This window comes from Arthrobacter sp. H14, assembly GCF_000520495.1.
In the GTDB taxonomy this organism is placed as follows: domain Bacteria; phylum Actinomycetota; class Actinomycetes; order Actinomycetales; family Micrococcaceae; genus Arthrobacter_C.
Genome location: NZ_KI914653.1, coordinates 35,182 through 37,042, shown reverse-complemented (window position 1 = coordinate 37,042; position 1,861 = coordinate 35,182). Strand labels below are relative to the sequence as shown.

General features: G+C 67.0%; 3 protein-coding genes. All 3 read right to left on the bottom strand.

Annotated features, from left to right (window positions below):
• The coding region (locus Y707_RS31460; RefSeq protein ID WP_035781399.1) for a sulfite exporter TauE/SafE family protein at positions 1-695 on the bottom strand (695 nt) is incomplete at its 3' end.
• Entirely contained in the window at positions 692-1,318 is a 627-nt protein-coding gene (locus tag Y707_RS0111415; protein WP_026535185.1) for a rhodanese-like domain-containing protein, read from the bottom strand. The genes Y707_RS31460 and Y707_RS0111415, both read right to left, overlap by 4 nt.
• A 78-nt stretch (positions 1,319-1,396) precedes the next feature.
• The gene (locus Y707_RS0111410) at positions 1,397-1,699 is read right to left on the bottom strand and encodes a rhodanese-like domain-containing protein (RefSeq protein WP_026535184.1); all 303 of its coding nucleotides are present in this window, start codon (positions 1,697-1,699) and stop codon (positions 1,397-1,399) included.
• Positions 1,700-1,861: the final 162 nt, after the last annotated feature.

Here is a 1,861-nt window from a genome sequence, read left to right as displayed (position 1 = left end):
CGAACGTGTTTGTTGTTGAGTTTGTGCGCCACGCGCGCGGCGGTGAGTGACCCGGCGATCGCGGGTATGGCGAAAGCCAGTGTGGTGGCCCAGTCGATGGTGAATCCTGTGGCGTGGGCGCTGAAGCCAGCTGCGGAGTTGATCGCTATGATGACCAGTGATGTTCCGACGGCCTGGGCCATGGACAAACCCAGGAAGATCGTCAGTGCGGGGACGATGAGAAAACCTCCGCCGACGCCGAGCAGCCCGGTCAGGAACCCGATCCCCAAGCCCACCGCCAAGGATTTAGTCAGGCAGCCGCGGGTGAAAGATTTCCCGCCGGTGTCGCAGCCGCCGGCTGTTTCTTTGGTGCGGGAGAGCATGCGGATGCCGGCGGCGACCATGATGACGGCGAAGGCCAGCAGCAGCATGTCTTCGTTCAGGAGCCGGCCGGCCGCGGCTCCGGCCCATGCCGCTGGAATGCCGGCGGCCCCGACCAGTAGTGCAATGCGCCAGCTGATACCTGTGCGGATGCGCGGGATCACGGCGGCGATGGAGGAGGCTCCGACGACGAGCAGGGAGGTGGGGATCGCTTCGTGGGTGCTCAGTCCCACTCCGTAGACCAGGGCGGGCACGGCGATGATGGAACCGCCGGCCCCGACCAGGCCGAGTACGGCGCCGACCAGCAACCCCAGCGCCAGGGCGGCGGCGATCATGATGCCAGGGACTTCTCGCCGCTGGCCTCTTGAACCGGCAGTTGCAGGATGGCTGCTTCGCGGGTCGGTTCTGCTGCGGTCCGGTTCCAGGGCATGGCGGCCAGTGCTTTGCCCATGGCGCAGGTGTTGGTCGCGGCGGAGAAGGTCAGTCCGGTGCCGATGGTTCCGGCGAGGATGCGGAATTTCGGTGAGAGGAATTTACCACCGGCAAGTCCGGTGATGACGAGGGAGCCTGCCACCAGGCGGACCTGGCGCTCCAGGTCCCAGCGCTGGGCGCCGCGGACGACGTCGCCTCCGGCAGCGGCGAATGCCGGGACGCCGCCGGTGAGGACGTGGGCGGTTTCGATGCCGGCGCCGCCGAGACGTTGACGGGCCTGTTCGGCGCGGACGCCGGACTGGCACACCAACACGACGCGTTGACCGAGCCGTTCGGTGAGTTCATCGGCGTGTTCGGAGAGCAGCGGCAGTGGCACGTTGTAGGAGCCGCGGATATGCATGGATTCGAATTCGGCTCCGCTGCGCACATCCAGGATGATCAGCTCACTGTGTGTGTCGGTCCACGAGCGGAGGGTTTCCGCGTCCACGGTGGTGACGTCGGGTCCGGTGGTTGTTGAAGGGTTCATGTGGTCGCTTTCGTGTTGTTACGCCTCCGCTGCAGGCCGGTGCCGGCGGCGGAGGCGTGCTTGGTGTTGCGGGGTGTTTCAGGGTTTGTGTACGGGGCGGCCTTCGGCCGTCCAGGCGCTCATGCCGCCGGCCATCGTGTCGGCGCAAAGGCCTGCGACCAGCAGGTCCGCTGCGGCGCGGGCGCTTCTGCCGCCGCCGGCGCAGACGGTGATGACCGGCCGGCCGGCGTCGAGCTCTCCGGTGCGGCCTCCGAGTTGTCCCAGCGGAATGTGTACCGCCCCGGGGATGACGCCGTCTGCGACTTCCTCAGATTCACGCACGTCCACGATGGTTGCGGAGTTGCGCCGTTCGTTGGCCTCTTTGGTGGTGATTTCAGACATGGCGGTATTACCTTTCTGCGATGGTTTTGGTGGGTTCCTTAGGCGTTGGCAGGAACGTTCACATCGGCCCAGGCGCTGTAGCCGCCGGCCAGGTCGCTGACGGTGGTGTGGCCGAGGGCACGCAACACGCTGGCGCCGACGCTGGAGCGCCAGCCGCCGGCG

Coding starts and splice junctions, on each gene's coding strand:
- Y707_RS0111410 (WP_026535184.1), bottom strand. CDS start 1,699: ATGTCTGAAATCACCACCAAAGAGGCCAACGAACGGCGCAACTCCGCA.
- Y707_RS0111415 (WP_026535185.1), bottom strand. CDS start 1,318: ATGAACCCTTCAACAACCACCGGACCCGACGTCACCACCGTGGACGCG.